The organism is Stenotrophomonas sepilia (assembly GCF_003244875.1).
Taxonomy (GTDB): domain Bacteria; phylum Pseudomonadota; class Gammaproteobacteria; order Xanthomonadales; family Xanthomonadaceae; genus Stenotrophomonas; species Stenotrophomonas sepilia.
This window is the reverse complement of sequence record NZ_LXXZ01000025.1, coordinates 16,980-38,268: the sequence shown is the minus strand read 5'-3', so window position 1 is coordinate 38,268 and position 21,289 is coordinate 16,980. Positions and strand designations below refer to the sequence as shown.

The 21,289-nt window shown below is 66.4% G+C and carries 21 protein-coding genes and 1 tRNA gene; 14 read left to right on the top strand and 8 right to left on the bottom strand.

Translation table 11 applies throughout. The features are described 5' to 3' along the window. Window positions 1-101: 101 nt before the first annotated feature. From birA to A7X97_RS02140, 4 genes are all read left to right on the top strand, one after another. On the top strand, window positions 102-1,070 hold the full coding sequence (gene birA / locus A7X97_RS02155) for a bifunctional biotin--[acetyl-CoA-carboxylase] ligase/biotin operon repressor BirA (RefSeq protein ID WP_111007556.1): 969 nt from the start codon (window positions 102-104) through the stop codon (window positions 1,068-1,070). Then, window positions 1,067-1,798 (top strand): type III pantothenate kinase, encoded by a 732-nt coding sequence (locus tag A7X97_RS02150; RefSeq protein WP_053498757.1) that lies wholly within the window; start codon window positions 1,067-1,069, stop codon window positions 1,796-1,798. Before birA ends, A7X97_RS02150 begins: the two co-directional genes overlap by 4 nt. Window positions 1,799-1,807: 9 nt before the next feature. Further along, on the top strand, window positions 1,808-2,656 hold the full coding sequence (locus A7X97_RS02145) for an SPOR domain-containing protein (RefSeq protein ID WP_088497257.1): 849 nt from the start codon (window positions 1,808-1,810) through the stop codon (window positions 2,654-2,656). 40 nt (window positions 2,657-2,696) lie between these two features. After that, window positions 2,697-2,772: transfer RNA gene (locus tag A7X97_RS02140), tRNA-Thr, on the top strand. Window positions 2,773-2,884: 112 nt separating this feature from the next. Here A7X97_RS02140 and A7X97_RS21655 read toward each other — a convergent pair. The 3 genes from A7X97_RS21655 to A7X97_RS02125 all read right to left on the bottom strand — a co-directional run bounded on the left by A7X97_RS21655 (window position 2,885) and on the right by A7X97_RS02125 (window position 4,960). Then, a complete protein-coding gene (locus tag A7X97_RS21655; RefSeq protein ID WP_143592545.1) occupies window positions 2,885-3,670 on the bottom strand; it encodes a hypothetical protein in 786 nt (261 codons plus the stop codon). 54 nt (window positions 3,671-3,724) lie between these two features. After that, complete coding sequence (locus A7X97_RS02130; protein ID WP_143592544.1) at window positions 3,725-4,327, bottom strand: hypothetical protein; 603 nt, start codon at window positions 4,325-4,327, stop codon at window positions 3,725-3,727. A gap of 228 nt (window positions 4,328-4,555) precedes the next feature. Continuing rightward, window positions 4,556-4,960 (bottom strand): hypothetical protein, encoded by a 405-nt coding sequence (locus A7X97_RS02125; protein WP_088497255.1) that lies wholly within the window; start codon window positions 4,958-4,960, stop codon window positions 4,556-4,558. Window positions 4,961-5,543: 583 nt separating this feature from the next. Between A7X97_RS02125 and A7X97_RS02120 the strand changes: the two genes are divergently transcribed. Then, entirely contained in the window at window positions 5,544-6,314 is a 771-nt protein-coding gene (locus A7X97_RS02120) for a DUF3011 domain-containing protein (protein WP_111007553.1), read from the top strand. A gap of 56 nt (window positions 6,315-6,370) precedes the next feature. Here A7X97_RS02120 and A7X97_RS02115 read toward each other — a convergent pair whose 3' ends face one another. Continuing rightward, window positions 6,371-6,820, bottom strand: a complete 450-nt coding sequence (locus A7X97_RS02115; protein WP_053498765.1) for a hypothetical protein — start codon at window positions 6,818-6,820, stop codon at window positions 6,371-6,373. Window positions 6,821-7,095: 275 nt separating this feature from the next. On the opposite strand from A7X97_RS02115, the gene rocF reads away from it, so the two are divergent. The 3 genes from rocF to A7X97_RS02100 all read left to right on the top strand — a co-directional run bounded on the left by rocF (window position 7,096) and on the right by A7X97_RS02100 (window position 8,746). Continuing rightward, window positions 7,096-8,016 (top strand): arginase, encoded by a 921-nt coding sequence (gene rocF / locus A7X97_RS02110; RefSeq protein ID WP_005420594.1) that lies wholly within the window; start codon window positions 7,096-7,098, stop codon window positions 8,014-8,016. Between the two features lie 163 nt (window positions 8,017-8,179). After that, window positions 8,180-8,317, top strand: coding sequence for an entericidin A/B family lipoprotein (locus tag A7X97_RS02105; RefSeq protein WP_005407710.1), 138 nt, complete (start codon window positions 8,180-8,182; stop codon window positions 8,315-8,317). Window positions 8,318-8,524: 207 nt separating this feature from the next. Next, window positions 8,525-8,746: a CsbD family protein gene (locus tag A7X97_RS02100; protein ID WP_004153772.1), complete on the top strand. Its 222-nt coding sequence runs from the start codon at window positions 8,525-8,527 to the stop codon at window positions 8,744-8,746. 73 nt (window positions 8,747-8,819) lie between these two features. On the opposite strand, the gene A7X97_RS02095 is transcribed toward A7X97_RS02100, so the two are convergent. After that, the gene (locus tag A7X97_RS02095; protein WP_061478774.1) at window positions 8,820-9,620 is read right to left on the bottom strand and encodes a hypothetical protein; all 801 of its coding nucleotides are present in this window, start codon (window positions 9,618-9,620) and stop codon (window positions 8,820-8,822) included. A gap of 108 nt (window positions 9,621-9,728) precedes the next feature. On the opposite strand from A7X97_RS02095, the gene A7X97_RS02090 reads away from it, so the two are divergent. The 4 genes from A7X97_RS02090 (at window position 9,729) to A7X97_RS02075 (ending at window position 14,365) form a co-directional block, all read left to right on the top strand. Further along, window positions 9,729-11,024, top strand: a complete 1,296-nt coding sequence (locus tag A7X97_RS02090) for a tryptophan--tRNA ligase (RefSeq protein ID WP_088497253.1) — start codon at window positions 9,729-9,731, stop codon at window positions 11,022-11,024. 191 nt (window positions 11,025-11,215) lie between these two features. Then, on the top strand, window positions 11,216-11,518 hold the full coding sequence (locus A7X97_RS02085; protein ID WP_032954673.1) for a hypothetical protein: 303 nt from the start codon (window positions 11,216-11,218) through the stop codon (window positions 11,516-11,518). Between the two features lie 156 nt (window positions 11,519-11,674). Further along, window positions 11,675-12,607: an MBL fold metallo-hydrolase gene (locus A7X97_RS02080; RefSeq protein WP_088497252.1), complete on the top strand. Its 933-nt coding sequence runs from the start codon at window positions 11,675-11,677 to the stop codon at window positions 12,605-12,607. 105 nt (window positions 12,608-12,712) lie between these two features. Continuing rightward, complete coding sequence (locus tag A7X97_RS02075) at window positions 12,713-14,365, top strand: M28 family metallopeptidase (protein ID WP_072168727.1); 1,653 nt, start codon at window positions 12,713-12,715, stop codon at window positions 14,363-14,365. Window positions 14,366-14,477: 112 nt separating this feature from the next. On the opposite strand, the gene A7X97_RS02070 is transcribed toward A7X97_RS02075, so the two are convergent. Continuing rightward, window positions 14,478-14,813 carry a hypothetical protein gene (locus A7X97_RS02070; RefSeq protein ID WP_227836902.1) on the bottom strand — a complete coding sequence of 112 codons (336 nt, stop codon included), beginning with the start codon at window positions 14,811-14,813 and terminating at the stop codon, window positions 14,478-14,480. Between the two features lie 31 nt (window positions 14,814-14,844). Next, window positions 14,845-16,179, bottom strand: coding sequence for an MFS transporter (locus tag A7X97_RS02065; protein WP_005420583.1), 1,335 nt, complete (start codon window positions 16,177-16,179; stop codon window positions 14,845-14,847). Window positions 16,180-16,402: 223 nt separating this feature from the next. On the opposite strand from A7X97_RS02065, the gene yedA reads away from it, so the two are divergent. Then, window positions 16,403-17,308, top strand: coding sequence for a drug/metabolite exporter YedA (gene yedA / locus A7X97_RS02060; protein ID WP_111007552.1), 906 nt, complete (start codon window positions 16,403-16,405; stop codon window positions 17,306-17,308). Continuing rightward, the gene (rarD, locus tag A7X97_RS02055; RefSeq protein ID WP_065178981.1) at window positions 17,305-18,201 is read left to right on the top strand and encodes an EamA family transporter RarD; all 897 of its coding nucleotides are present in this window, start codon (window positions 17,305-17,307) and stop codon (window positions 18,199-18,201) included. The genes yedA and rarD overlap by 4 nt, the downstream gene beginning before the upstream one ends. A 120-nt stretch (window positions 18,202-18,321) precedes the next feature. Here the strand turns inward: rarD and A7X97_RS02050 are convergent, their stop codons facing one another. After that, window positions 18,322-21,147, bottom strand: coding sequence for a TonB-dependent receptor (locus A7X97_RS02050; RefSeq protein WP_111007551.1), 2,826 nt, complete (start codon window positions 21,145-21,147; stop codon window positions 18,322-18,324). Window positions 21,148-21,289: the final 142 nt, after the last annotated feature.

Genomic DNA, 21,289 nt, shown 5'->3' with positions numbered 1-21,289 from the left:
CCGAACCCGGCGCCTCGTTGGAAGCCCCTGCGGAACCCAGCGTGGCAGGCGTCGCTGGCGGCTTTCCCGCATAATTCCTGCCTGACTTCGTGGAAGCTGCCGTGGACGATCGCCAATTGCTGGGCAAACTCGCTGCCGGTCGCCTGTCCGGCGACGCCCTGGCCCGAGAGCTGGGCCAGACCCGGGCGGCTATTTGGAAGCGTATTCAAGGGCTTAGGGCCGCAGGTGTGGACATCGAGGGCCGTGCTGGCGAGGGCTATGGCCTGACCCGCCCGGTCGACCTGCTGGACCCGGCGGCGATCCGCGCCGGCCTGCCCGCCGATGCCCAGGCCCTGCTGCACGACCTGCAGGTGGCCTGGACGGTGGACTCCACCAATGCTGAATTGCTGCGGTGCAGCGCGCCCCAGCGCGGGGTCAGCGTGCTGCTGGCCGAACGCCAGACCGGTGGCCGCGGCCGTCGTGGCCGCACCTGGGCCTCGCCGTTGGCCGCGCATATCTACCTGTCGGTGATGCGCCTGTACTCCGGCGGCCTCGGCCGCCTGGCCGGGTTGAGCCTGGTGGCCGGCATTGCCGTGGCCGAAGCGCTGCACGACCTGGGCTACACCCAAGCGCAGTTGAAGTGGCCGAACGACCTGATCATCGATGGCAAGCGCAAGCTGGTCGGCCTGCTTGCCGAGGGCGGTGGCGAATACGCCGGCCCGGCGCGCGCGGTGATCGGCATCGGCATCAACACCCACATGCCGCCGTCGTTCGGCGAGCAGATCACCCAGCCGTGGGTGGACCTGGACACGTTGGCCGGCAAGCCGGTGGACCGCAATGGGGTGGTTGCTGCCGTGCTGGCGCGCCTGCTGCCGGCGCTGGAAGAATTCGATCGCGAAGGCCTCGCTCCGTTCCTGCCGCGCTACGCTGCCTTCGACATGCTGGCCGGCCGCGAAGTGCGCGTGGAACTGGATGGGCAGTGGCAGCACGGTACTGCGCTTGGCCTGGCCGATGACGGCGCATTGCGCGTGCGCATCGATGGCCAGGAACGCCTGCTGCACGCCGGCGAAGTCAGCGTGAGGGCGGCATGAGCGATTGGTTGTTCGACCTCGGCAACTCGCGCTTCAAGTTCGCGCCGTTGCAGGGTGACCGTGCCGGTGACGTACAGGCCTGGGCGCATGGCGCCGAAGGCATGGCCGGGCAGCCGCCGCACAGCCTGCCCAGCGGCCGCACCGCGTTCGTGGCCAGCGTGGCCGCACCATCGCTGACCAGCGCCATGCTGGACCAGCTGCAGCGTCGCTTCGAGCATGTGCATGTAGTGCGCACCAGCGCCGAATGCGCCGGCGTGCGCATTGCCTATGCCAGGCCGGAAAAGTTCGGCGTCGACCGCTTCCTCGCCCTGCTGGCTGCGGCCAAGGCGCAGCGCCCGGTGCTGGTGGTCGGCGTGGGCACCGCACTGACGATTGATCTGCTCGACGCCGACGGCCAGCACCACGGTGGCCGCATCTCCGCATCGCCCACCACCATGCGCGAAGCACTGCATGCCCGTGCCGTGCAGCTGCCCGCGACCGGTGGCGGCTACAGTGAGTTCGCCAACGACACCGCCGACGCGCTGGCCTCCGGCTGCGATGGCGCTGCGGTGGCGCTGATTGAACGCAGCGCACAGCACGCGCACACGCTGCTGGGCGTGGCACCGTCGCTGCTCGTGCACGGTGGCGGCGCACCGGCGCTGATGCCGTTGCTGCCCGCTGCCGATTACCACCCCTCGCTGGTGCTGGATGGCCTCGCCCGCTGGGCGGTGCACCAGCCCGCGCGCTAGTATCCGCGCATGCTGACCCGTGCCCTGATCGTCGTACTGGCCATTCTCAATCTCGGCGTCGCCTGCTGGTGGCTGCTGCGCGATGCGCCGCAGAAGCCTGCGCCTGCGCCGCAACCGGCTGGCGTCGCCGAGCTGCGGTGGGTGCCGGGTGGCGCGGATGCCAATGCCGCAGCCGAGGCCACTGCGGCCGCCCCGACCGCACCGCTGATGGAGCGCGAACCGGCGGCGAAGACCGCGGTGGCTGCGACGCCCGCGCCCGTTGCGCCGGCAAAGCCGGAGATCGCCAGGCCGCAGGTGGCTGACGCTACGCCGGTTGCTGACGCTGCCAAGCCGGGAACACCGCCTGCACCCGTTCCGGCAGCGGAAAAGCCCGTAACCCCGCCCGCGGCCGCCGAGCCGCCGCGCTGCGTCGCGCTGGGCCCGTTCGCCGACCGCGCTGCCGCCAGCGGCGCGCAGGACAAGGCCGGCACGCTGCTCAGCCAAGCGCGCCTGCGCGAACAGCCCGCTGCCAGCGGCAGTGCCCGCTACCGGGTGATGCTGCCGGCCGCCGCCAACCGTGACGAAGCCCAGGCCACCGTGAAGCGCATCGTCGCCGCCGGCCTGAGCGACTACTACATCATCAGCCAGGGCGAGGAGGCCAACGCCGTGGCGCTGGGCCAGTACCGCAACCGCGAAGGCGCCGAACGGCGCATGGCGGCGGTGCAGGCCGCCGGCTTCCAGCCGCGCCTGGTCGCCAGCGGCGACGCCGGCCAATGGTGGCTGGAAGGGCAGCTGGCGGCGGGCACGCAGCCGGCCCAGGCCCAGCAGCGCAGCGGCGCGGCGCAGAGCCGGTCGCTGGAATGCACGCGGTTGCGCTAGAATCCCCTGACCGCGGCGCTGCCGCCGGTGCACCACCCATGCCGCTTTAGCTCAGTTGGTAGAGCAACTGTCTTGTAAACAGTAGGTCATCCGTTCGATTCGGATAAGCGGCACCATCTTCGATCCCTTGGCATCCGCACATGTCCACGGAGAACAATCAACCTGCTGCAATGGCGGGTTTTTTTGTGCGTTGCCGTTCTGGGGAAGAATGGGGGCCTGCAGACAAGCTCACCGTGGCACCGCAATGCCCCTTTTGAGTTGACTGCAACGTTGGAGCATACGTTCGCCGGATTGCTCCTTGAGTTGAATGCCGCCATTAGCGAGAAGGGGATAGGTCTCGAGACGGACGCGATAGGCCGCTTGCGAAGACAGCTGCACTGCATCGTCGTCCGTGCCGATGGCGGCTCCAGGCAGCGAATCTTCTCGAACAACGCCGTTCACCTGAAGCTGTGCGCAGATGCCGGCGTAGTAGGCGATGCGTTCATCAAGCGCCTGAGGGTGTCTTGTGGCATGACCTAGCGCATGGAATGTCTCGTGTGCGACCAGATCGACAAGGTTCGCAACAGTCCGTTCGCGGTCGTCATGTATCGAAGCCGCAAGTGCCAACGTCTTCCCACCCGAGAACGATCCAAAAGTACGCGACTGTATAGTCGCGGCGGTATCCGTTGGCGCGAGAAGGATCCTGTATCTGTTCGCCTTTGCTTCTATCCATGATTCGGAGAACCTTGCTGCTGCATCAATGCGCTTGCAGGTATCTGCAGCATCAACCTGTGATCCTGCAGCCATCATGAGCACGATTTCGTGCTGGGTATGCGTGCACTGAAACGATTCCAGAGGCGGCAAGCTTCTGTGCCCCGGAACAATGGACAGGGACCGGAAGTAGCGGAATGGCCCGAGAGGCGTGGACACCAGCTCGGTGTAGCCATCCGGCGGGATGCCTTGTGGCAATCCGATCGGTGTGGCACAGCCTGCCAGGAGGGAGGTTGCGAATGCGGCGAGTACGACTCCTTTCATCCTTTCTCCCAAAGGCGCGGGCGCTTAAGGCGCACCCGCATCTTCTGTTGTTTACTACATCTCCATGCACAAGTGCGGCGACGGGTGGTTGACGCAATCCCGTCCTTCGAACTCCAGGTAGTAGCTCGCCTTGATAATGCCCTCCTGTTTGGCCTGCCCAGCGATAACCTGCGGGCCACTACCGTATGCCGAATGGAAGGGGAGCAGGTCGTAGCTCAAGGCATCACCATTACCCACATTGGCGTAAATCCAAGCATTCACGGCGTTTGGGTCTGCAACTCGGATCACTGTGCCTGTCCTGACCCATGAAAACGTCTGGGACGCGCTGATTGCGCCCGTAGCGACGTTCTTTACCCGAAGTACCGCATTGCCCGTGGCAGGATACGGTATGGTTGATCCGGATGTATCCAGCTCAAACATCGCGGCATCTGGAAGCACGCTAAGAGACGACAGCAGGGAGTTGTAAATGCTCTTCTTCCCACCACCGTCCCCTTCCCAGATAACTTCCATACCCGCCTTGCATTCCCCTCCACCTGTTTGTTTTCCGCTGCACTCGCCATAAGCTCGAACACTCTTCAGATTGCAACCTGTGAACAGGAGTGCGCTTCCCAATGCGATAGTGGAGGCGGCCAATATGCTCTTGGAATTCATTCTCATGCTAGATCTCTCCTTGGTCTAGAAGGATGCGTGGTGCACCGTGGTTTCGAAACCACGCGGAGCAGTTGACATGAGATCGACAGGGGTGGATGTGACTTCGGTCTTGGTATTGAGTATCTGTCGGTGTCGTCGAGTATCACCCTCGGTAACGAGTCGCGCGTGTGCGAGTGCAAGGAAACATTCCACAACGAAGTAGAATCCAAGTGGTTGTGCAGATGCTCTCGCCAGCTACCTCCCACCCACCTGCAACGCCACATACTCCGCCAGCCCCCGGCAGGCCAGCATCAGCCCTTCGCGGGTGCCGTCGCCGATGTCGTCCTTCTCTTCCCCGTCCACGCGCACGCGCTCGGTGGCGTGATACAGCTCCAACAACGACACCAGGCCAACCGCGGCGCGATCCCGGCGCGCGGCGGCCACCGCTTGGCCGGGTGTGCTGGCGGGCCCCGTCCACGGCTGTCCATCGGCGGCATCACCGGCGCGGATGCGCTGCAGGCAGCTGGGCAGGTTGATGGACGCAGGCGCTTCGTTCGCAGCGGCGAAAGCGGCTTCCAATGGCTGCGCCAGTTCAGGTGGCAGGCGCAGAGCCGCCTCGCCGAGGGTGGCGGTCAGGTACGGGTGGTAGGTTCTGGACATGCGGGCATCCTCGGCAGGAACAGAGGTGCCGCCACGGCAGGGTGGCGGGCGATGCGTGGCTTCCAAGACCGGGAATCGATGAGCCGGCGGGCACGGGGCCCCCACGCACCGCCCGCCGTCGATCGGCGAACGGATTGCCAGCCGGCGCCGCTTGGGAAGACGGCGCCGGCTGGCAAGCGTATACAGCATCGATTACGCGGGCTTGGAAGACCCGGCCACCTTTGCAGGTGGCGATTCATCATGCGCACGTGAAATCACCGCCTGCCAGTCGTTTGTTTCGATGGCATCGGGAGATCTGAAAGGAAAAATGAATTATCGCGTTTGGCCCGTTTCGGGCATCGCAAGGCCAGAAGCGACAGATTGCGCAGTGGCGCCATCAGCGAGAAATCTGCCCGAACCATCGCTGCCGTATGCCCTGAGCTGGCCCACGAAGTAAAGGTGACTTAACAGCCCGGGCAAGGCTCCACAGCTACCATAGCAAACACAAACGCCCGAATGCGCTGCCGGCTTTTTTGATTCTCCTCACAGACCATTTGCAGACCCCCGACACATACTGGGGATACATGCCCTTCGGAAGCCGCACATGCGTCGCCATGCCCTGTCGCTCACCTCCGCATTGTTGTCCGCCGCTTTCGTGGCCCCGGCCATGGCCGCCGTGCCGTTCTTCAACGCCAGCTGCCCGGGCGACATCGATGTTCACGCAGACGATGGCGGGTCGGTCTATGTGCAGGGCCGCGAGGCCACGCTGAAACGTTTCAACGACCGCTATTTCGAAGCCCGCGACGCCAACAGCGGCATCACCCTGTCGATCAGCCGCAGCGATGACGGTACGCCGCAGATCAGCTATACCGGCCGTGGCGGCGCCAACGGCATCTGCCAGGTCAGCGCCAGTGGAACATCTGCGCCCGCCGCAAATGGCGCACACCCGCGCGAGGTTGCTACCGGCGACGCCGCGCTACCGCGCGAAGTCACCTGCGAATCCACTGACGAGCAGCAGGTGTCGTGCGATCTGAATACCCGCGGCAATGTGGAAATCGTGCGCCAGCTCAGCCACACCCGATGCGAGGAAGGTAAGAACTGGGGCCTGTCGCGGCACTCGGTGTGGGTCAATGGCGGCTGCCGCGCGGTGTTCCGCAATGTGTCTTCGGTGACCACCCCGGCGCCGGCAGGCGATACCGCGTTGGGCGCCTGCAACATGCGCAAGGGCGCTCAGGGCGCGCTGGTCACCCAGATGCCGGTGGGCAGCGATTACCAGGAACTCATCATCGATTATCCGGATGGCCGCTTCCTGTGCATGATGCGCAACAGCGGCCAGGTGCAGAGCCTGACGCCGGTTCGCCGCCGCGGCGGTTGAGGCGCGGCGGCGGCGTGTCTAAGGGGGCAGCGCGGTGCGCGTTGCCCCCCGTCCCGCTACTGCTGGTTCACCGGGTCGTTTCCCTTCTTGTAGGTGTAGCCGGTTACGTCCCAGCCGCCGCCATGGCCGGATGAGGGTTCCACCCAGGTGAATTCCCACGTCTGGATGGAGCCGTCGGGAAGCAGGTTTTCCACCCGGTAGATCTCACCGGGAATGCCCTGGTCCGGCAGCTTGCCGGGAATCGATTCGTCCGAGCGTGCAGACGCACGGCCTACGGAGACTGCCTGTCGTTCCACCTGTACGTTGCCGTAGCCCTGCGGGGCGAACGACGGCTTCACCCGCTGCGCCACCCAGTCGAGTACCTGGCGTGCGCCTGCCGTCTGCATGGGATACGCATCGGAGGTCACCGTATGCGTGATGCGTTGCGAGGGTGCACTGGCAGCGGCGGGAAACAGTCCGCCCAGGGCAATTGCCAGTACCGCAAGTCCATTGAGTGCATGTTTCATGCGCGTGGAGCTCCATGATTGAGGAAGTGAGGCGGCACCTTCAGGGTGCCTGCGCAGCGTGGACACAACAACAGCCTTGCGTAAGAGGCGAAACCGACCGGGATGTGAGGTGGATCGCGGAAGGTCCAATTCCTGACGACCCAGCGCTGGAATGCCTGACCGGATACGGCTGGCAGGCCGCGGCGATCTGACCCATGCCCTGCTGCACCGCCGCGAGTGGTGTCACACAGCTCTGGCTAGACTGTGCTTCTTTTTCCGCACCGCAGGAGGCACCCATGGCCCATCCCATTTCCGTATCCCTGATTGGCGTTCCCACCGATGTCGGTGCGGGCCATCGCGGCGCACGGCTGGGGCCGGAGGCGCTGCGCGTGGCGGGCCTGCCGGAGGCGCTGGAAGCGCGCGGCGTGGACGTGCGCGACGTGGGCAACCTGGATGGCCCGCGCAACCCGTGGACCGCGCCGGTGGAGGGCTACCGCCACCTGGATGAGGTGGTGGCCTGGAACCGCGCACTGATGGAAGCCAGCTACGCCGAGCTGCAGGCCGGGCGCATGCCGATCATGCTCGGTGGCGACCATTGCCTGGGCATCGGTTCGATCACCGCCGTCGCGCGCTGGTGCCGCGAGCAGGGGAAGAATCTGCGCGTGCTGTGGCTGGACGCGCATTCGGACTTCAACACCAGCGATGTCACGCCGTCGGGCAACATCCACGGCATGCCGGTGGCCTGCCTGTGCGGCCTCGGCCCGGACGCGCTGACCCGTCTGGGCGGCAGCGCACCGGCGATCACCCCGGCGCAGATGCACCAGATCGGCATCCGTTCGGTGGACCCGGAAGAGAAGCGCCTGATCAAGACCCACAAGGTGGATGTCTATGACATGCGCTACATCGACGAGAACGGCATGAAACGCGCGGTGGAAGCGGCGCTGGCCGGCATCGATGAGAACACCCACCTGCATGTCAGCTTCGATGTCGACTTCCTCGACCCCAGCATCGCGCCGGGCGTCGGCACCACGGTGCCGGGTGGGGTGAACTATCGGGAGGCGCAGCTGGTGATGGAAATGATCGCCGACACCGGGCGCATGGGTTCGCTGGACATCGTCGAGCTCAACCCCTTGCTGGACAAGCAGAATGCCACCGCCGAACTGGCCGTGGACCTGGTGGAAAGCCTGTTCGGCAAGTCCACCCTGATGCGCGACTGACCGTCCCCTGCTGAACGGATCGCCGAACCGTTCACGCCCGCTCCACGCCCCTGCCGCCAGATTGCACTTCACGCGGCGGCAGTGGGCATTGGTGCCCTCCCGCCGAGCGAAAGAATCCCATCCGCGAATGAAGCGGTATAGCGGCGAACCCAAGGAGAAGCCCATGAAGCGCGTAGTTGCCCTGATGCTGTTGTCGATGTTCTCGGTGGCCCTGCTGGCCGGTTGCAACACCGTGGCCGGTGCCGGCAAGGACGTGCAGAAGGCCGGTGAAAAGGTTGAGGATGCCGCCAAGGGCCGTTGAGCCTGAAGTGGAACGGAAAGCAAAAAGGCCGGGGGGATCTCCCCGGCCTTTTTGCTTGCGCGTTTCTCTGCAGCCTACGTGTCGAAGCGTAGTGAACCATTCAAGCAGGTGAGCGTGTATTTCATTGGCGGTTGACCGGCATTCAACAGCGGCTGCGCGAAGCTGGAGCCACGGTAAGAACGCCGTTGCAATCAAGGACTCCCAGCAATGAACAAAGACATCATTTCCGGCAAGTGGTCGCAGCTGAAGGGCAAGGCGCAGGCCAAGTGGGGCGATCTGACCAACGACGATTTCGATGTGGCCGAAGGCAACGCCGAGTATCTGGCCGGCCGCCTGCAGGAACGTTATGGCTGGGCCAAGGACCGCGCGGAGAAGGAAGTGCGTGAGTTCCAGGACGCGGTGAGCAAGGACTACCCGGACTACAAGTAAGCGCTTTGGTTTCCCCCACAACACGACGCCCGCACCGTGAGGTAGCGGGCGTCGTGTTGTCTGCGCGGGACGATCAGCGGGCCGGCGGGTCCGGCACGTAGCGGTTGGGGAACGCCTGCGGTTCGCGCGGCAGGCGCGAGGGCGCATCGACCAGGATGCCGCGCGCACGCAGGTTGCGGGCGCTGTCGTAGCGCAGCTGCAGAACCTGGGCCGGGCTGCGGCTGGCCCGTTCGAAGTCGGTATCGCGCACCGAAGAGTGTTCACGTGCGCCGTGGCCGGTGCCCAGCGCTGGCGCCTGCGACTTGCTGGCATAGCCCTCGATGCGGCTGGCACTGGCGTCGGCGGCAGCCTCGGCTTGCGCGGTCGGTGCCGGCAGCGGCACGCCACGTCGCAGGATCGGCTGCGGGTACCAGCGACGCGCCTCCTCGAACACCGCCACCCCGACCACGCCGATGTTGTCCGGGCGGCCGGTGCGACTGGCATAGCTGCCGCTGGGGCTGCTGAACACGAACTGCGCCACTTCGTCCTGGCTCTTGCGCCAGCCGGTGATGTCGGCGCGCTGGCCGGGATTGAGCACGTAGCCGGTCTGCGAGGGATCGGCATCTTCGCCGGAGATGGCGTTGACGCCGTCCACCGACAGCACCACCAGCACCCGACGCGGGCTGTCGTTGTACAGGCGCACGGCGTAGCGGTGGCCGCGCTCGCCGGCCACCCAGCGCTGGCCCTCGGCGGAGTAGCTGCGCAGTTCGGTACCGCGGTCGCGGTCGACCAGGGCCATGCGTACGGGGCCGCCGTCGTACACCGGTGGCGGCATGGGCGCCGGGCGGAAGCCGGCCAGGGGCAGGATCAGCAGCAGGGGCAGCAGGCGTTTCATCGGGCGTCTCCAGCGGGGTTGGGTGAATGAACGCGCCGCGGGCCCTGACGGGGTTGGTGGCGTGCAAGGTAAACTGGCCCCGTTCATCGAAGGTTACCCCACGCAGTCATGACGACCCGAGTCCTTACCGGCATCACCCCCTCCGGCACGCCCCACCTGGGCAACTACGTTGGCGCCATCCGTCCGGCCATCGCGGCCAGCCGCGCGCCGGGCATCGAGAGCTTCTTCTTCCTGGCCGACCTGCACAGCCTGATCAAGTCGCAGGACCCGCAGCGCACCCAGCGCGCGACCCTGGAGATCGCGGCCAGCTGGCTGGCCTGTGGCCTGGACCCGGAACACGTGTGGTTCTACCGCCAGAGCGACATCCGCGAGACCACCGAGCTGATGTGGTTCCTGACCGCCATCGCCAGCAAGGGCATCCTCAACCGCGCGCACGCCTACAAGGCGGCGGTGGACAAGAACCGCGAGGAAGGCGTGGACGAGGACGCAGGCGTCAGCGCCGGCCTGTTCATGTACCCGGTGCTGATGGCGGCCGACATCCTGATCTTCAAGGCCAACCAGGTACCGGTGGGCCGTGACCAGATCCAGCACATCGAGATGGCGCGCGATTTCGCCCAGCGCTTCAACCACGTGTACGGCAAGGAGTATTTCCCGCTGCCGGACGTGGTGATCGACGAGCAGGTGGCGACGCTGGCGGGCCTGGATGGCCGCAAGATGAGCAAGAGCTACCACAACACCATTCCGCTGTTCGTGCCGCGCGAGGAGCTGAAGAAGCTGGTGTTCTCGATCCTGACCGACTCGCGCGCACCGGGCGAGCCGAAGGACACCGAGGGCTCGGCGCTGTTCCAGATGTACCAGGCGTTCGCCACGCCGGAACAGACCGCGGAATTCGCCAGGGCCTTCGCCGCCGGCATCAGTTGGGGCGACGCCAAGCAGCAGCTGTTCGAGCGTATCGACAGCGAGCTGTCGCCGCTGCGCGAGCGCTACAACGCGCTGATGGCCGAGCCGGAGAAGATCGAAGCGTTGCTCAAGCGCCGTGGCCAGCAGCTGCGCGAGCAGTTGGCGGCACCGCTGCTGGAAGAACTGCGCCACGCCGTGGGCCTGCGCGACCTGTCCACGGCGGGCGACATCGCCAGCGAAGATGCCGGCGTGGCCCGCGTGGCGCCGCCGCAGTTCAAGCAGTACCGCGAGAAGGATGGGCGTTTCTACTTCAAGCTGACCGCTGGTGACGGCACGCTGCTGATCCAGAGCGAAGGCTTCGATTCGCCACGTGATGCGGGCCAGCTGATCGCGGTGATCAAGCAGGCAGAGCAGGGCGACCAGCTGCAGAGCGAGCTGTTCAAGCTGGGCGCCGAGGTGGACGCGGTACTGGCCGCCCTGGCCGCGCTGCGCGAAGCGGCCTGATCGCCGGGCGTAGAGTCGAGCCATGCTCGACTCGGCTCCGCCTCTGTAGAGCCGAGCCCACGCTCGGCTGCTTTGCTACCCAGCCGAGCATGGGCTCGGCTCTACAGGGAAGCCCCCCGCCGGCACGACCGTGGCACAGCACCCATGGCATGATGTCCGCGCGCCTCTGGCGCGATGACATGGAGTCTGCGATGGCCTGGTTGTCGCTGCTGCTGTTCCTGCCCTGGTTCCTGCTGCTGGGCAGCCTGTACTGGCTGTTTCCGCGCCAGCCGCGCAGCGCGCGGCGGCGCCTGTTCGATGGCACCACCCTGGTCGTGGCGTTCGCGCTGAGCATCGTGTCGATGCTGTGGGGCTACCGCATTGGCGTGGTGCAGCCCGGCGCCGGCCCGATCTGGCCGCAGGTGCTGGCGGTGCTGTATGCCTATGGCGCGTTCCTGGCGGTGCTGGTGCTGGCGTTGCTGCTGCGGCCGCGGTTCGGATTGCGTTCTGGCTGATCGGTAGTGCCGGCCGCTGGCCGGCACATGCATTCTCCCGGCCATCCCGAGGTTGCCGGCCAGCGGCCGGCACTACCCGACCAAAGCCGCATCGAACCCGGGCCGCCTGCGCGCCTACCATGGGCGTCTGTTCACGAGACTGCCAGGTGCGTGCCGATGACCGCCGACCCCAGCATCCACACGATCGATACGGGCTTCCAGCGCCCGGACTTCGACGCGGCCTACCTGATCGTTGAAAACGGCCGCGCGGCCTTCGTCGACTGCGGCACCGGCCTGTCTGTGCGGGCGATGCTGCAGGCGCTGGCGGATGCCGACCTGGGTGTGGAAGCGGTGGATTGGTTGCTGCTCACGCACGTGCACCTGGACCACGCCGGTGGTGCAGGCCTGCTGATGCAGCAGTTGCCGAATGCGAAGGCGGTGCTGCATCCGCGCGGTGCGCCGCACATGATCGACCCGACCCGGCTGATTGCGGGTGCGACGGCGGTGTACGGCGCCGAAGAGATCGCGCGCAGCTACGGCCGCATCGAGCCGATTCCCGAACACCGCGTGGTGGTGGCCGAAGACGGCCACCGCATCGATCTCGCTGGCCGCGAGCTGGTGCTGTTGCACACGCCGGGCCACGCACTGCACCATTATTGCGTGTGGGATGCGCGCAGCCGCAGCTGGTTCACTGGCGATACGTTCGGCATCTCCTACCGCGAGCTGGACAGCGCGCAGGGCGCTTTCATCTTCCCGACTTCCTCGCCGGTGCAGTTCGACCCGGAGGCGATGAAGGCCTCGATCCGACGCATGCTGGGCTACGGCCCGCAGGCGATGTACCTGACCCACTATGGGCGCGTGGAGCAGGTGCAGAAACTGGCCAACGACCTGTTCGAACAGATCGATGCGATGGCCGCCATCGGCCGCCAGTGCGATGGCCGGCCGGACCGCCACCGCTGCCTGCTGGCCGCACTGCAGGCGCTGTACCTGGAACGCGCACAGCTGCATGGCTGTGCGCTGGACGATGCGGCGGTGATCACTGTTCTGGCGATGGACATCGAACTCAACGCGCAGGGCCTGGCCTGCTGGCTGGACCGCATCAGCAGGTAGAGTCACGCCCTGCGTGGATGACGTGGGCCCAGGCTGCGCCGTGATGTCACGACCACGTTACACTCTGGTGACTTCCAAGCTAGCCGTGGTACTGCCGTGAATCCGATGCGCGTGTTGCTGCTGTCGTCCTGCCTGTTCGTCGGGGGCCTGGCCCATGCGGCCAACGACCTGCCGGGTGGCGGCATCGATCCGCAGGCACTGTCGCGGCATGTGCGCGTGCTGGCGTCGGATGAGTTCGAGGGCCGCGCACCGGCCACCGAGGGCGAAGAGCGCACGGTGCAGTACCTGATCGAGCAGTTCCGCAGCTATGGCCTGCAGCCGGGCGGCGTGGACGGCAGCTGGGTGCAGCCGGTGCCGCTGGTGCGCGCGCAGCTGGAGGGTGAGGCCAAAGCCAGCCTGTCGCTGAAGCAGGGCAAGCGTGCGCTGGCCAATGGCGTGGACGTGACCCTGCAGAGCCTGCAGCCGCGCAAGCGCGTGCAGATCAAGGATGCACCGTTGGTGTTCGTCGGCTACGGCATCGACGCACCGGAACGCCACTGGAACGACTACAAGGACGTGGACCTGCACGGCAAGATCGCCGTGGTGCTGATCAACGACGCCGACTTCGAGGCCGATGCGCCGGGCGCGTTCGATGGAAAGGCGGTGACCTACTACGGCCGCTGGACGTACAAGTTCGAGGAAGCCGCACGCCGGGGTGCCGAAGGCGTGCTGATCGTGCACGAGACCGCGCCGGCCGCGTATGGCTGGGCCACGGTGAAGAGCTCGGGCACTTCGCCGCTGTTCGACATCGAGCGCGGCCAGGCCGAAGCGATGGCGCAGCACACGCCGCTGCGCGGCTGGATGCAGCGCGAGCTGGCCGAAGCGATCTTCGCCGACGCCGGCCTCGACTTCGATGCGGAGAAGCGCAAGGCGATGCGTGCCGACTTCCGCCCGGTGGCACTGGACAACGCGAAACTGAGCGTGGATTTCGCGCTCAAGCGCGAGCAGGTGGTGACCCGCAACGTGGTCGCCAAGCTGCCCGGTGGTGAACATGCTGACGAGGCCGTGATCTTCTCCGCGCACTGGGATGCGTTCGGTATCGGCCAGCCCGACGCCAAGGGCGACCGCATCCGCCGTGGTGCGATCGACAACGCCACCGGCGTGGCAACGGTGCTGGAACTGGGCCGTGTGTTCGCCGCTGGCCCGCAGCCACAGCGCACGCTGTACTTCGTGGCACTGACCGCCGAAGAGAAAGGGTTGCTGGGCGCCAGCTACTACGCCGCCCATCCGCTGGCGCCGCTGGACAAGACCGCTGCGGTGCTGAACATCGAGATGTTCAGCCCGGATGGCCCGACCCGCGACATTGCCTCGTGGGGCAAGGGCCGGGTGTCGCTGGAAGGCGATCTGGAGCGCGTGGCCAAGGCCCGTGGCCGCAGCTACAGCCCGGACCCGAACCTGGAAGCCGGCTTCTTCTACCGCGCCGACCACTTCGCCTTTGCCCGCCTGGGCGTGCCGGCGATCACCATCGGCCCGGGCCTGGACAAGCTGGACGGTGGCGTTGAAGCCGGCCGCGCGCTGCGCGAAAAGTACTTCGCCGACTGCTATCACCAGACCTGCGATGCCTGGACGCCGAGCTGGGACCCGAGCGGCCACGCTGCCGACACCCTGCTGGTCTACGACCTGGGCGCCGAGCTGGCCAACAGCCGCCGCTGGCCGACGTGGGAAAAGGAATCGGAGTTCCGCGGCGCGCGCGACAAGAGCGAAGCGGCCCGCCGTTGAGTAATGCCGGCCGCTGGCCGGCAACTCCCTGCTCTTTCCGGAGGTTCATGAGGTTGCCGGCCAGCGGCCGGCACTACCGAAAGACGGCGGCTTTGCCGGCCAGCGGCCGGCACTACCCGCGCCGTCGCAGCAGCTTCCACGCGCCCCAGCCGCCGGCGGCGAGCGCGGCCAGATAGCACGCCGCCATCGTGCGCAGGCCGACCAGCGGCCCCGCGTTGACGCCGCGATGCAGCCGCAGGTGCAGCGAGCTGTGGCCGCTGCCCAGGTCCATCGCCAGCTGCAGCGCCAGCGCGGCGCAGAACACCAGCAGGGCGACCCCGAACCCCGTGCGCGGCCACGTGGCCTGCGCGTTGGGGCGGCGCAGCACCCAGGCCAATGCCGTGGCTGCGGCCAGCGTCACCGCGATCCACATCAGCGCGGTGGCGGGAGACGTAGCGGCCACCGGCATTGCACCAGTGGCCGCGATCAGGGCAACGCGCTTACTTGCGGGTGCCGTCGAGCCAGTTCGGGCCCTTGTTGGTAAGGAAGAACACATAGACCACCAACGATACCGCGATCGTGGCGGTCACGTAGATGGCGAACCAATCGACGTGGCCGGTCTTCAGCGCGCCCTGGTACAGCAGCGGGGCGGTGCCGCCGAACAGCGAGTTGGCCAGCGCATAGCCCAGGCCCACGCCCAGTGCACGCACGTGGGTGGGGAACAGCTCGGCCTTCACCACCGCGTTGATCGAGGTGTAGCCGGTGAGGATGACGAATGCCAGCGCCAGGGTCAGGAAGGCCAGGGTGGCGTCATGCTGGTGCGGCAGCTGGGTGATCAGGTACCAGCTGTACAGCACGCCGCCGACGCCGAAGAACACCAGCAGGGTCTTGCGGCCGATGATGTCCGACAGCCAGCCGCCGACCGGTTGCAGCACCATCAGGAAGGCCAGCACGCCCAGGTTGATCAGGGTGCCGGTCATCGGGTCGTTGCCGGCGAAGGCGCTCTGGATCATCTTCGGGCCGTTCACCGAGTAGGTGTAGAAGGCCACGGTGCCGCCAGCGGTGATCAGGAAGCACAGCAGCAGCGGCCGCCACTGGTGCACGAACAACTCGTACATCGAACCGGACTTCTTTGCCTTGCCCTCGCGCGCGGCCTCGATCGACGACTCCGACAGCGACTCGTCCATGCCCCGGCGCAGCCAGAACACCACCACCGCGGCGATGCCACCGATGCCGAAGGCGATGCGCCAGCCCCACTCGGAGATCTCCGGCTTGCCCCAGAAGGTCAGCATCAGCAGCAGGGTCAGCTGGGCCAGCACGTGGCCGCCGACCAGGGTGACGTAGTGGAACGAGGACAGGAAGCCGCGACGGCCCGGAATGGCGGCCTCGGACATGTAAGTGGCGCTGGCACCATACTCGCCGCCAGTGGCGAAGCCCTGCAGCAGGCGCGCGAACAACAGGATCACGGCGGCCCAGATGCCGATGCTGGCGGCGGTGGGGGTGATGGCGATGAGGAACGAGCACAGCGCCATCAACGTGACCGAGACGGTCAGCGCCAGGCGGCGGCCGTGGCGGTCGGCGAAGCGGCCGAAGAACCAGGCGCCGATCGGGCGCATCAGGAAGGTCGCCGCGAAGATCGCCCACACGTACAGGGTGGAGTTCTTGTCGTCCGGCGAGAAGAACTGCGATTCGAAGTACACGGCGAACACCGAGTACACGTAGACGTCATACCACTCCACCAGGTTGCCGGCGGAGCCTTTGAGGGTGTTGGAGATCGACCGCCGCAAGGCGGCGCGGTCGTTCGCGGGGACAACAGGTTGGGACGTGGTGCTCATCTGGGTGGAAATCCTCGATGCGGCGCGTCCGTGCGCAGGGAAAACGGCGTCCGGCCGTGGGGCGGCGCGGCCGGGCAGCCTTCTTGGTACTGCATCGGCCGTCAACACGGGGTAGCAGACCAGAGCAGGGTGCATGGATGGATGACAGCGTGCCACCGTATGGGGTCCCGGACCATACTCAAAACGTCCTAGAATCCGCCTTCCCCCGGCTCCCTGGTGTGTCATGTCGGCTCCCCCCTCTTCGTCTGCGGCTGCCCCCCGGGGTGGCCTTGTCGCGCTGGCACTGCTGCTGGTCTACGTGGTCTGGGGCTCGACCTATCTGGGCATCGCCAAGGCCCTGCACGGCGGCGCACTGCCGCTGACGATGGTCTCCGGCAGCCGCTTCATCATTGCCGGCGGCCTGATGTTCCTGGCCTTGCGCCTGTTCTGGAAGCTGCCGAACCCGACGCTGCGGCAGTGGCGCAACCTGGTCATCATGGGCGTGACCATGCTGGTGCTGGGCAACGGCATGGTGGTGCTGGCCGAGCGCGAGGTGTCCTCGGGCCTGGCCGCCACGGCGGTGGCCTCGGTGCCGCTGTGGATGGCGCTGTTCTCGGCGCTGCGCGGGCAACATGCCAGCCGTGGTGAGTGGCTGGGCATCGCCATCGGCTTCCTCGGCGTGGTCTGGCTCAACGCCGGCAGCAGCCTGACCGGCTCGCCGACCGGGCTGGTGCTGCTGCTGATCGCGCCGATCGGCTGGGCGTTCGGTTCTGTGTGGGCACGCGGCCTGGACCTGCCGGGCCCGTTCATGACCGCGGCCGGGCAGATGATCTGCGGCGGCGTGCTGCTGGTGCTGATCGGCCTGGCGGTGGGCGAGCGCCCGACCACGCTGCCCGATACCGGTGGCCTGCTGGCAATGGCTTATCTGTGCGTGTTCGGCTCCATGGTCGCGTTCACTGCCTACGTGTGGCTGCTGCAGAACGTGCGCCCGGCGCTCGCGGGCAGCTACGCGTATGTCAATCCGGTGATCGCGGTGCTGCTGGGCGCGCTGCTCAACGGTGAGCGCTTCGGTTGGCGCGACCTGCTGGCGATGGCGGTGATTCTTCTGGGTGTGGTGGTGCTGACAATGGCAAGGACGAGAAAGAAGTGAGCATGGACGAGAAAGAACAACGCCGGGGCCTGCTGGTCACCGCATCCACCTTCGTGATCTGGGGCCTGGTGCCGGTCTATTGGCACCTGCTCAACGAGGTGCCCTCGTTCCAGATCATCGCCCACCGCATCATCTGGAGCACGGTGCTGGTGCTGGGCTGGCTGTTGATCAGTGCGCGCCTGGGCTGGTGGCGGAAGATCGCCGCGCAGCCGCGCGCGCTGCCGATCCTGCTGGTGTCGAGCCTGACCATCGCCTTCAACTGGGGCCTGTACATCTGGGCGGTCAACGCCGGTCATGTCATCGAGACCAGCCTGGGCTACTTCATCAACCCGCTGGTGAACGTGCTGCTGGGCGTGCTGGTGCTGAAGGAACGGCTGCGCCGGCTGCAGTGGGTAGCGGTGGCAATGGCGGCGGTGGGCGTGGCCTGGCTGACCATCGATGCAGGTACGCCACCGTGGATCGCGCTGGGCCTGGCCTGTTCGTTCGGCCTGTATGGCCTGCTGCGCAAGCTGGTCTCGGTCGACCCGGTGGCCGGCCTCGGCGTGGAGAGCATGTACCTGTTCCTGCCGGCGCTGGCGTTTGCGATCTGGGCCGAGAACGGCCACGGCGGTGCGTTCTTCCATGGTTGGGGCTGGCGCAACGACCTGCTGCTGATCTTCGGCGGCGCGGTCACCGCCGTACCGCTGATCGGCTTTGCCTACGGCGTGAAGCGCATTCCGCTGTCGCTGGTCGGCATCCTGCAGTACATCGCGCCGAGCCTGCAGCTGCTGCTGGGTGTGTTCTTCTTCCATGAGGCATTCGACACTGCCAAGGCGATCGGGTTTGCAGCGATCTGGGCTGGCCTGGTGCTGTTCGTCGGCGACAACATCCGCACGATGCGCGCCAAGCGCTAGCGCCGGCGGGGATCCGACCCCGCTTCCACGAAAAAAAGAACGGCGCCCCGAGGGGCGCCGTTCTGCTTCCATCCACGGCCAGGAGAGAGGGATGGCCGTGGCGGGAACGCGGTTGCAGGCTTAGAAGCGCTGCTGGTACTTCATGTACATGAAGCGGCCGATGTCGAAGCCACCGTAGTAGGTGAAGCTGCTGTTCGGCTGGCTGTACATGATCGGGCCCTGGTGGTTGAACACGTTGTTCACGCCCAGCGACACGGTGCCATCCCACGGCAGGCTGTAGCGCACCTGCAGGTCGTGGAAGGTGTTGGAGCCCACCCTGTTGGTCGGCGAGGCGCTGGTGTACGACGAGTTGAAGCCCGGCATGTTGCACTCGTCCATGTACGAGCACTTCTCCTTCATGCTGGAGTAGTAGCGCGCGGTCCAGCCGATGCCGAGGTCGCCATACTGCCAATCCAGGTTGAAGGTGGAGCGCACGCGGAAGTCGCCCGCCCAACCGGTACGCTGTTCCACCGGGGTGGTGGCGGCGCTGTCGTTGCGCTGCTCCAGGTAATCGGTGTAGGTGGTGTTCCAGTTGACGGCGAACTTGCCGAACGCGGTTTCCGGCAGGCGGTAACGCACGTTGATGTCATAGCCGGCAGTTTCGCGGTAGCCCGCGTTGACCAGCGAGCGGTCCAGCGAGTTGACCTGGCCGTTGCTGCCACGGGTGAAGCGGCCACAGGCAGCATCCGAACCCTGCACGTAGCACTGTTCCAGGATGTTGGTGGCCGACTCACCGACGATGGCGTTGTCGATGCGGATCTTCCACCAGTCCAGGCTGACGTCCAGGCCCTGCACGAAGTCCGGGCTGTAGACCAGGCCCACGGTCCAGGTCTTGGCGGTTTCCGGCTTCAGGTCCGGGTTGGAACCCGAGCTGAAATCGGTGGTGGCCTGCTGGCCGGGCTTGGTGGCCACGCTGCCATCGCTGTTGAGCTGGCGGAAGTTGGCCGGCACCTTCAGCGCCTGGCAACGGGCAGCGACGGCCGGGCTGCTGGCGGCGGTGCCGAAGGAGGTATCGCACGGGTCGGTGAACGAGTCGCGACTGCTGACGGTGCCGCCATACAGGTCATCCACGGTCGGCGCACGGAAGCCGGTGCCGTAGGTGGCGCGCACCAGCAGGCTGTCGATCGGCTTCCACTTCAGGCCGAACTTGCTGTTGGTGGTGGAACCGAAGTTGTTGTAGTCCGAGTAGCGACCGGCCACGTCCAGCGACAGTTCGCGGGCGAACGGCAGGTCGGCCAGCAACGGCACCTGCAGTTCCAGGTAGGCCTCGTTGAGCGAGTAGTTGCCGCGGGTCGGCTGGCCGCTGGTGCCGGCGATCTCGCCCTTCTGCACCTTCATGTCCGGCGTGTAGCTGGCCTCCTCGCTGCGGTGCTCGAAGCCCATCGCGGCCAGGATGTCGCCGGCCGGCAGGGTGAACAGCGAACCGGAGATGTTGCCGCTGGCGACCTTGGTGGTGCTCTGCATCTTGTCGACGAAGCGGGTGAACAGGTAGTCCTGCACGTCCTGGTTGCTCAGCGAGCCCGGGCCGGTGTAACCCATCGGGGCAGCCGGGTTCCACGGCACGCAGCCGGCGATCACCGCGCCCGGCGCACCGCAACGGGCCACGTTGCCGTCCATGAAGGACGGGCCGACGGCCAGGTTGACGTGCGGCTGGTACATGCTGCCGGTACCGATGCGCTCGCCTTCGTTGCGGTTGTACATGTAGTTGATGTTCCAGTCCCAGTACCGCGAACCGGTTTCGAAGCTGCCTTCCAGGCCGATGCTGGCGCGCTTGGTTTCCAGGTTGTTCTCGGTGCCGCGCGGCAGTTCCTCGGTGCGGTGCGCGAACAGCGCATCCTGGCCCCACAGGTTGAACGCGCTGTCCTTGGACAGGGCGGCACGGCTGCCATTGCGGGCCTGCGCGGCGCTGACCGAGTACGGGTAGCCGGCCAGGTGCTTGGTCGACTCGCGCTTGCTGTACAGCGCGTCGGCGACGATGCGCAGGTTGTCGGTGATCGAGAAGCCACCGTTGGCGAACACCGAGGTGCGCTCCAGGCCGGTCAGCAGGCTCATGTTCGACTTGGTGTTGGCACCATCGGCCGGGTCCGGCGCATGGAAGTTGCCGGCCTTGCTCGGGTCGCCGCCCGGACCCACGGTCAGGTTCTTGCCACCGACGGTGACGTAGCCCCACGGCGTGTTGCCGTTGAGGCCATCGTTCGGGTGGCGCGGGCCGTTGGTGTAACGGCTGAACTCGCGGTCCTTGCCCAGCACCTCGTCTTCCTTGGTGCGCTCGGCGCCCACGCTGAACCAGCCGCGCTCGAAGGTCTTGCCGAAAGTTGCACTGTATGCGCGCTTCTGGCCGTCACCCTGGCCGTACTGGCCGACATAGACGCTGGCTTCGCCACCATCGAAATTCTTGCGGGTGATGATGTTGACCACACCGGCGATGGCATCGGAGCCGTACAGCGCGGAGGCGCCGTCGGTCAGCACTTCCACGCGCTCGACGATGGACGACGGGATCGAGGCCAGGTCGGAGTAGCCGCCGGCGCTGACGCCCATGCGGCGGCCGTCGATCAGCACCAGGCTGCGTTCCGGGCCAAGGTTGCGCAGGCTGACGTACATGCCGCCGAAATCGCGCGAAGAAGTCAGCGACGAGGCGCGGCTCATGCTCGGCGCCCCGGCGGCAGGAATGTCCTGCAGGATGTCGGCGACGTTGACGTAACCCTTCTTCTCGATCTCGGCGCGGTTGAGCGCGACCACCGGCTGTGCGGTTTCGACACTGGCCTGGCGGATGCGCGAGCCGGTGATTTCGATGCGGTCGAGGTTGGTCGGGGTATCGCCGGCGCTCTGTGCGAAGGCGGGGGTGGTGCAGCTGGCGGCCAGCGCGATGACGATCGCGTTGCGCAGCGGATTGGTTTTCAGGGACATCCGTGAAATCTCGTGTTTCAGTAAAAACATGCGCCCGTTCTATGGGCGCGTGGGGTGCTGCAAACCAACGTGGGGGGCGCGATTCTAGAATGTTTCCATTCGTACCTGTTTGTCTCGACGCCGCTGGAAGTGCGCGAAGATG

Excerpts from the sequence above, each read along its gene's own strand:
- A7X97_RS02150 (WP_053498757.1), top strand. The coding sequence starts at position 1,067 with ATGAGCGATTGGTTGTTCGACCTCGGCAACTCGCGCTTCAAGTTCGCG.
- A7X97_RS02145 (WP_088497257.1), top strand. The coding sequence starts at position 1,808 with ATGCTGACCCGTGCCCTGATCGTCGTACTGGCCATTCTCAATCTCGGC.
- A7X97_RS21655 (WP_143592545.1), bottom strand. The coding sequence starts at position 3,670 with ATGAAAGGAGTCGTACTCGCCGCATTCGCAACCTCCCTCCTGGCAGGC.
- A7X97_RS02130 (WP_143592544.1), bottom strand. The coding sequence starts at position 4,327 with ATGAGAATGAATTCCAAGAGCATATTGGCCGCCTCCACTATCGCATTG.
- A7X97_RS02125 (WP_088497255.1), bottom strand. The coding sequence starts at position 4,960 with ATGTCCAGAACCTACCACCCGTACCTGACCGCCACCCTCGGCGAGGCG.
- A7X97_RS02120 (WP_111007553.1), top strand. The coding sequence starts at position 5,544 with ATGCGTCGCCATGCCCTGTCGCTCACCTCCGCATTGTTGTCCGCCGCT.
- A7X97_RS02115 (WP_053498765.1), bottom strand. The coding sequence starts at position 6,820 with ATGAAACATGCACTCAATGGACTTGCGGTACTGGCAATTGCCCTGGGC.
- rocF (WP_005420594.1), top strand. The coding sequence starts at position 7,096 with ATGGCCCATCCCATTTCCGTATCCCTGATTGGCGTTCCCACCGATGTC.
- A7X97_RS02105 (WP_005407710.1), top strand. The coding sequence starts at position 8,180 with ATGAAGCGCGTAGTTGCCCTGATGCTGTTGTCGATGTTCTCGGTGGCC.
- A7X97_RS02100 (WP_004153772.1), top strand. The coding sequence starts at position 8,525 with ATGAACAAAGACATCATTTCCGGCAAGTGGTCGCAGCTGAAGGGCAAG.
- A7X97_RS02095 (WP_061478774.1), bottom strand. The coding sequence starts at position 9,620 with ATGAAACGCCTGCTGCCCCTGCTGCTGATCCTGCCCCTGGCCGGCTTC.
- A7X97_RS02090 (WP_088497253.1), top strand. The coding sequence starts at position 9,729 with ATGACGACCCGAGTCCTTACCGGCATCACCCCCTCCGGCACGCCCCAC.
- A7X97_RS02085 (WP_032954673.1), top strand. The coding sequence starts at position 11,216 with ATGGCCTGGTTGTCGCTGCTGCTGTTCCTGCCCTGGTTCCTGCTGCTG.
- A7X97_RS02080 (WP_088497252.1), top strand. The coding sequence starts at position 11,675 with ATGACCGCCGACCCCAGCATCCACACGATCGATACGGGCTTCCAGCGC.
- A7X97_RS02075 (WP_072168727.1), top strand. The coding sequence starts at position 12,713 with ATGCGCGTGTTGCTGCTGTCGTCCTGCCTGTTCGTCGGGGGCCTGGCC.
- A7X97_RS02070 (WP_227836902.1), bottom strand. The coding sequence starts at position 14,813 with ATGCCGGTGGCCGCTACGTCTCCCGCCACCGCGCTGATGTGGATCGCG.
- A7X97_RS02065 (WP_005420583.1), bottom strand. The coding sequence starts at position 16,179 with ATGAGCACCACGTCCCAACCTGTTGTCCCCGCGAACGACCGCGCCGCC.
- yedA (WP_111007552.1), top strand. The coding sequence starts at position 16,403 with ATGTCGGCTCCCCCCTCTTCGTCTGCGGCTGCCCCCCGGGGTGGCCTT.
- A7X97_RS02050 (WP_111007551.1), bottom strand. The coding sequence starts at position 21,147 with ATGTCCCTGAAAACCAATCCGCTGCGCAACGCGATCGTCATCGCGCTG.